The following is a 6,830-nucleotide window of genomic DNA, read 5'->3' on the forward strand; positions in this document are numbered from 1 at the left end:
GGGCGAACCCCCACCGCTTGGGACCCACGGGTCAGCCCCGGACGTGGCCGTCCCCGTGGACGACCCACTGGGTGGTCGTCAGCTCCGGCAGCCCCATCGGGCCACGGGCGTGCATCTTCTGCGTCGAGATGCCGATCTCGGCGCCCAGCCCGAACTGACCGCCGTCGGTGAACCTGGTGGAGGCGTTGACGATCACCGCCGCCGAGTCGACCTCGGCCACGAACCGGTCCGCCGCCCGCAGGTCGCCGGTCACGATCGCCTCGGTGTGCCCCGAGGACCAGGCCCGGATGTGCTCCACCGCAGCGTCGAGGTCCGGCACCACCCGCACCGCGATGTCCAGCGACAGGTACTCCGTGGCCCAGTCCTCGTCGGTCGCGGGCACCACGTGGACCCCGTCCGGAGCGGACCGTGCGGTCCGCTCGTCCCCGTGGACGACGACGTCGGCGCCGGAGAGAGCCTCCAGCGCCGACGGGAGGAAGGTCTCGGCCACATCGGCGTGGACCAGCAACGTCTCGACGGCGTTGCACACCCCCACCCTCTGGGTCTTGGAGTTCATGAGGATCGGCAGCGCCATCGACGGGTCGGCGCCTGCGTCGACGTACAGGTGGCAGTTGCCCGTACCCGTCTCCACCACCGGGACGGTCGCCTCGGCCACGACCGTACGGATCAGGTCCGCACCGCCCCGCGGGACCAGCAGGTCGACCAGCCCGCGGGCGTGCATCAGGGCCACGGCACCGGGGCGGCCGTGCTCGTCGATGGACTGCACGCAGTCAGCAGGGAGCCCGACCGACTCCAGCGCCTCCCCCAGCACCCGCACGATCACGGTGTTCGAGCCGGACGCCGCGGTGCCGCCGCGCAGGATCGCGGCGTTGCCGCTCTTGAGGGCGAGCCCGGCGGCGTCGACCGTCACGTTGGGGCGGGCCTCGTAGATCATCCCGACCACGCCCAGGGGCACCCGCACCTGCCGCAGCCGCAGACCGTTCGGCAGGGTCGAGCCGCGCACCACCTCACCCACCGGGTCGGGCAGCGCCGCCAGGTCCCGCAGGGCGCCGGCGATCGCCTCGATGCGCTCAGGGGTGAGGGCGAGCCGGTCCAGCAACCCTGCGCTCGTCCCTGCGGCACGCCCGCGCTCCAGGTCCACGGCATTGGCGGCGACCACCTCCTGCGCCCCGGCCACCAGGGCGTCAGCCATCGCGTGCAGCGCGCTGTCCTTGGTCGCCCGGTCGGCGCGTGCCAGCGCCCGCGCCGCCACGCGCGCCCGTCGGGCCACGGCCCGCACGGCCTCCTCGACCTCGACGGGAACCGTCGTGGTGCCGGTCGTGGTCGCAGTCGGTCCGGTGGGGCTGGCCGTGGTCGTCATCCCCGCAGGATAGGCACTACCGGGGGGTGTGGACGACCACGAGGTCGTCGGCGTGGACCACCTCGCGGTCGTACCCGGCACCCAGTCGCTCGACGAGCTCGGTGGTGGTGCTCCCCATGAGGTCGGGCAGCTCCTGGGAGCCGTACGACACCAGCCCGCGCGCGACCACGCGCCCCTGGGCGTCGGACAGCTCCACCACGTCCCCCGCGTCGAACTCCCCCTCGACGGCCGTGATCCCGGCCGGCAGCAACGACGTGCGCCGCTCGACCACGGCGCGCACGGCACCGTCGTCGAGCACGACCCTGCCGTGGCTGCGCGCGGCGTGGGCGAGCCACAGGCGCCGCCGGGACATGCGCCGGCCCGTGGCGCTGAACCAGGTCCCGACCTCGCGCCCCGCCAACGCCGCACGGACCTGCGGTGCCGCGGTGAGGACCACGGGGATCCCAGTCCCGGTCGCGATGGCGACCGAAGCGAGCTTGGTGACCATGCCCCCGGTTCCCACCGCGCTCCCCCGCGCGGTGACGACCACGCCCTCCAGGTCCTGCGGACCGTCGACGGTGCTGATCCGGCGCGAGCCGGGCCGGCTGGGTGGCCCGTCGTGGAGCCCGTCGACGTCGGTCAGCAGGACGAGCGCGTCGGCACGGACCAGGTGCGAGACGAGCGCCGCGAGACGGTCGTTGTCACCGAAGCGGATCTCATCCGTCGCCACCGTGTCGTTCTCGTTGACCACGGGGACCACACCCAGGTCCAGGAGCCGCTCGAGGGCGCGCTGGGCGTTGCGGTAGTGGCCGCGCCGGATCGTGTCCTCCGCGGTCAGCAGCACCTGCCCGACCTGCAGCCCGTGCCGCGCGAACGCGTCGGTGTAGCGGGCCAGGAGCAGCCCCTGCCCCACCGAGGCGGCCGCCTGGGCCGTCGCCAGGTCCCGCGGCCGTCGAGCCAGGCCCAACGGCCCGATGCCGGCCGCGATCGCACCGGAGGTCACCAGGACGACCTGGTGACCTGACCGCACGCGGTCGGCGAGCACGTCCACGAGCCGACCCAGCGCACCGGTGTCCAGGCGGCCGTCCGTACCGGTGAGGGACGACGACCCGACCTTCACCACCACCCGGCGGGCGTCGGCGAGGTCGGGACGTCGGGTGATCACTCGTCCTCCGGGGAGGTCCACCGACCTGCCTCGCGCTCGGTCCAGAGCTCGGCCCTGGCCTCGGCCTTCGCGTCCATCCGCTCCTTGTACTCGTGCCTCTTGTCCGCACGCGTGGGGCGGTTCCGCTCCTCCAGGCGCAGGTCCGTGCCGCGGGGACCGCCGAGGAGCTCCGAGCCGGTCTGCAGGGTGGGCTCCCAGTCGAACACCACCCCGTCACGCTCGTCCCCGATGACGACCTCGGCTCCGGGTGTGGCGCCGGCGGAGAACAGCTTCTCCTCGACACCGAGCCGGGCGAGCCGGTCGGCGAGGTAGCCCACGGCCTCGTCGTTGGAGAACTGCGTCTGGCGCACCCAGCGTTCCGGCTTCGCGCCGCGCACCTGGAACCAGGTGCGGTCCGGGCTGTCGTGACGGGTCACGGTGAAGCCCGCCTCGTCCACGGCCCGTGGCCTCAGGACGACTCGTGCGGGCACCGCCGGCGGGGCGTCCGCCCGCGCCTGACCCACCACCCGGGCCAGGGCGAACGTCAGCTCGCGCAGACCCTCGTGGCTGGCGGTCGAGATCTCATGGACCGTGAGACCACGCGCCTCTAGGTCGGGACGGACCATCTCGGCGAGGTCCCGGGCCTCCGGGACGTCGATCTTGTTGAGGACCACGAGCCGAGGGCGCTCGGTCAGCGGCACCCCGCCCGAGACCTCCAGGTCCCCGGAGTAGGCCGCCAGCTCGGCCTCGATGACGTCCAGGTCGCTGACCGGGTCGCGGCCGGGTTCCAGGGTGGCGCAGTCCAGCACGTGCACCAGGACGGCGCAGCGCTCGACGTGCCGGAGGAACTCCAGGCCAAGGCCCTTGCCCTGCGACGCCCCGGGGATGAGCCCAGGGACGTCGGCGACCGTGTAGCGTGCCGAACCCGCCTGCACGACCCCGAGGTTCGGCACGAGCGTCGTGAAGGGGTAGTCGGCGATCTTGGGCCGGGCGGCGGAGATCGCCGCGACCAGGCTCGACTTGCCGGCGCTCGGGTACCCCACGAGCGCCACGTCGGCGATCGTCTTCAGCTCCAGGACCACGTCCTGGCTCTCGCCCGGTTCGCCCAGGAGCGCGAAGCCCGGAGCCTTGCGCCGCGGGGAGGCGAGGCTGGCGTTCCCCAGCCCTCCGCGCCCGCCCGCGGCGATGACCAGTCGCGTCCCGGCACCCACGAGATCGGCGAGGACCTGGCCGTCCGGGTCCTTCACCACCGTGCCGTCCGGGACCTTCAGGACCAGGTCCTCGCCGGCACCGCCCTGCCGGTTGTCCCCCATGCCCTGCGTGCCGCCCGGGGCGTGCCGGTGGGGCGAGTGGTGGTACTCGAGAAGGGTGGTGACCTGGGCGTCGACCTCGAGGACGACGTCGCCGCCGTCACCGCCGTTGCCTCCGTCGGGCCCGGCGAGGGGCTTGAACTTCTCACGCCTGATGGAGGCGCAGCCGTGACCTCCGTCGCCACCCGATACGTGCAGGACGACGCGGTCGACGAACGTGGCCACGGTGGGCTCCCTTCAGGTGGGCCTGGGGCAGGGAGGCTGCCCTGGGACGACGAAGGGGCGCACCCGAACGGTGCGCCCCTTCGTGGGAAGACTGGTCAGGCGTTGGCGGCGACGATGTCGATGACCTTGCGGCCCCGACGCACACCGAACTTGACCGCACCCGGGGTGAGGGCGAACAGGGTGTCGTCCCCACCGCGCCCGACGTTCACGCCAGGGTGGAAGTGGGTGCCGCGCTGGCGGACGATGATCTCACCGGCGTTGACGAGCTGCCCGCCGAAACGCTTGACACCGAGACGCTGTGCGTTGGAGTCGCGCCCGTTCCGCGAGGAGCTCGCGCCCTTCTTGTGTGCCATGACTGACCTGCTTTCGCGCTGTGCTGACGGAGGGTGGAGTGCCGGCCGGAGCCGTCAGCTCACTTGATGCCGGTGACCTTCAGACGGGTCAGCTTCTGCCGGTGGCCCTGACGCACCCGGTAGCCGGTCTTGTTCTTGTACTTGAGGATGTCGATCTTCGGGCCCTTCTCGGCCCGGACGATCTCGGCGGTCACGGTCACCTTGGCCAGGGCCTCAGCGTCGGACGTCACCTTCTCCCCGTCGACGAGCAGCAGCGCGGGCAGCTGGACTGTCGACCCGGCGTCACCGGCCAGACGGTCCACGACGACGACGTCGCCGACCGACACCTTCTCCTGGCGGCCACCAGTCTTGACGATCGCGTACACCACGTTGATGCTCATCTCTACTCGTCGAACCACGGTCATACGTGTGGGGCGTGCTCAGATCTCGGGGAGCGCCGCGCGAGGGTCGGGATGACCCGACCATCGGGGCGCGCACGGTCGCACGCGCCAGAACGCGCCGACGTCCAAGAGTACGGAACGCACCTTGCACGGTCAAATGCTCAGGCCGGGCCCTCGCCCTGGTCACCGGCGCCGGCCTCGCCGCCTTCCGGCGCGGGCGCGATCGTCTCGCTCCCGTCCGGCCCGGAACCCTCACCCTCGTCGTCGTGAGCGTGCGCGGCTGCGGCTGCGATGGTCGCCAGGGTCGCCTTGACCGCCTCCCTGGCCTCAGGGAGCACCGGCACGCTGACCGCCGGCGCAGCAGCCGCGGCCTTCTTGCGGCGGGGCTTCTTGCCCTCACCGGACTGCTCGGCCTTCTGCTCACCACCACCCTTGGCCTCGACGGGGTCGGCGTGCACGATGAACCCGCGACCGTGGCAGTGGTCGCACGTCTCGCTGAACGCCTCGACCAGACCCTGACCGACACGCTTGCGGGTCATCTGGACGAGCCCCAGCGAGGTCACCTCGGCGACCTGGTGCTTGGTCCGGTCCCGGCCCAGGCACTCGACCAGCCGGCGGAGCACGAGGTCACGGTTGGACTCGAGCACCATGTCGATGAAGTCGATCACGATGATCCCGCCGATGTCCCGCAGCCGGAGCTGGCGGACGATCTCCTCGGCGGCCTCGAGGTTGTTCCGCGTGACCGTCTCTTCCAGGGTCCCGCCGGCACCGGTGAACTTGCCGGTGTTGACGTCCACGACCGTCATCGCCTCGGTGCGGTCGATGACCAGCGACCCTCCCGAGGGCAGCCAGACCTTGCGGTCCATCCCCTTGGCGAGCTGCTCGTCCACGCGGTGCGCGGCGAACACGTCCTGCTGGTCGGTCCACCGCGTCACCCGCTCACGCAGGTCCGGGGCCATGTCGTCGACGTAGCCGGAGATCGTCGACCAGGCCTTGTCCCCCTGGACGACCAACGAGCCGAAGTCGTCGTTGAAGATGTCACGCACGACCCGGATCGCCAGGTCGGGCTCACCCTGGAGGATCGCGGGCGCCGACGCGGACTTCGCCTTCTTCTCGATGGCGGCCCACTGGTCCTGCAGCCGCTGCACGTCCCGGCGCAGCTCCTCGTCCGAGGCCCCCTCGGCAGCGGTCCGGACGATCACACCGGCACCGTCGGGCACGATCTCCTTCAGGAGCTTCTTCAGACGGGCACGCTCGGTGTCGGGGAGCTTGCGCGAGATCCCCGTCATGCCCCCTCCGGGGACGTACACCAGGTACCGTCCGGCCAACGTGATCTGGGACGTCAACCGCGCACCCTTGTGGCCGATCGGGTCCTTGGTCACCTGCACCAGCACCGAGTCACCGGACTTCAGCGCCTGCTCGATCCGACGGGGCTGGCCCTCCATCCCGGCCGCGTCCCAGTTGACCTCACCGGCGTACAGGACCGCGTTGCGGCCCTTGCCCACGTCGACGAACGCAGCCTCCATGCTGGGCAGGACGTTCTGGACCCGACCCAGGTAGACGTTGCCGGTCATCGAGGACTGGGCGTTCTGCGCCGAGCGGGACACGAAGTGCTCGACGAGCACGCCGTCCTCCAGCACGGCGATCTGCACCCGGCCGTCCGCCTCACGCACGACCATCGCCCGGTCCACGGCCTCTCGCCGGGCCAGGAACTCGGCCTCGGTCAGGACCGCACGCCTGCGTCCCGCGTCGCGCCCCTCACGCCGCCGCTGCCGCTTGGCCTCCAGGCGGGTGGACCCCTTGAGGGCGGTCACCTCGTCACTTCCGCTCCGGCCGGACCGCGCCTTGCGCGGGCTCTCCGCCTCACCCTGGTCACGGCTTCGGCGTCGCCGACGCCGACGACGGCTCGAGCTGCTGGTGCCCTCACCCTCACCCTCGCCGCCCTCGACGGCCTCCCCGGTGGCGGGTTCGCCGGCGTTCCCGTCGGGACCGTCGGCGCCGTCACCGCCCGGGGCCTCGCCCGAGCCCTCGACGTCAGACTCCTGTGTACCCTCGTCCTCGCTCCGGTCGCCCCCACGG

The 6,830-nt window shown here is 72.2% G+C and carries 6 protein-coding genes; all 6 read right to left on the reverse strand.

What is annotated here, in order from left to right; all coding sequences use genetic code 11:
* Positions 1-31: 31 nt before the first annotated feature.
* A complete protein-coding gene (locus tag N869_RS11575; protein WP_084137022.1) occupies positions 32-1,360 on the reverse strand; it encodes a glutamate-5-semialdehyde dehydrogenase in 1,329 nt (442 codons plus the stop codon).
* Positions 1,361-1,376: 16 nt separating this feature from the next.
* Positions 1,377-2,501, reverse strand: coding sequence for a glutamate 5-kinase (proB, locus tag N869_RS11580; RefSeq protein ID WP_035061859.1), 1,125 nt, complete (start codon positions 2,499-2,501; stop codon positions 1,377-1,379).
* Entirely contained in the window at positions 2,501-4,018 is a 1,518-nt protein-coding gene (gene obgE, locus N869_RS11585; RefSeq protein WP_035061852.1) for a GTPase ObgE, read from the reverse strand. The genes proB and obgE overlap by 1 nt, the downstream gene beginning before the upstream one ends.
* A gap of 95 nt (positions 4,019-4,113) precedes the next feature.
* Complete coding sequence (rpmA, locus tag N869_RS11590) at positions 4,114-4,371, reverse strand: 50S ribosomal protein L27 (RefSeq protein ID WP_035061853.1); 258 nt, start codon at positions 4,369-4,371, stop codon at positions 4,114-4,116.
* Positions 4,372-4,430: 59 nt separating this feature from the next.
* A complete protein-coding gene (rplU, locus tag N869_RS11595) occupies positions 4,431-4,739 on the reverse strand; it encodes a 50S ribosomal protein L21 (RefSeq protein WP_198026055.1) in 309 nt (102 codons plus the stop codon).
* Positions 4,740-4,912: 173 nt separating this feature from the next.
* Positions 4,913-6,830 (reverse strand): Rne/Rng family ribonuclease (locus N869_RS11600; protein WP_156968513.1); only part of this gene is annotated, 1,918 nt, incomplete at its 5' end.

Source organism: Cellulomonas bogoriensis 69B4 = DSM 16987, from assembly GCF_000767165.1.
Lineage (GTDB): Bacteria > Actinomycetota > Actinomycetes > Actinomycetales > Cellulomonadaceae > Actinotalea > Actinotalea bogoriensis.

Coding starts and splice junctions, on each gene's coding strand:
- N869_RS11575 (WP_084137022.1), bottom strand. CDS start 1,360: ATGACGACCACGGCCAGCCCCACCGGACCGACTGCGACCACGACCGGC.
- rpmA (WP_035061853.1), bottom strand. CDS start 4,371: ATGGCACACAAGAAGGGCGCGAGCTCCTCGCGGAACGGGCGCGACTCC.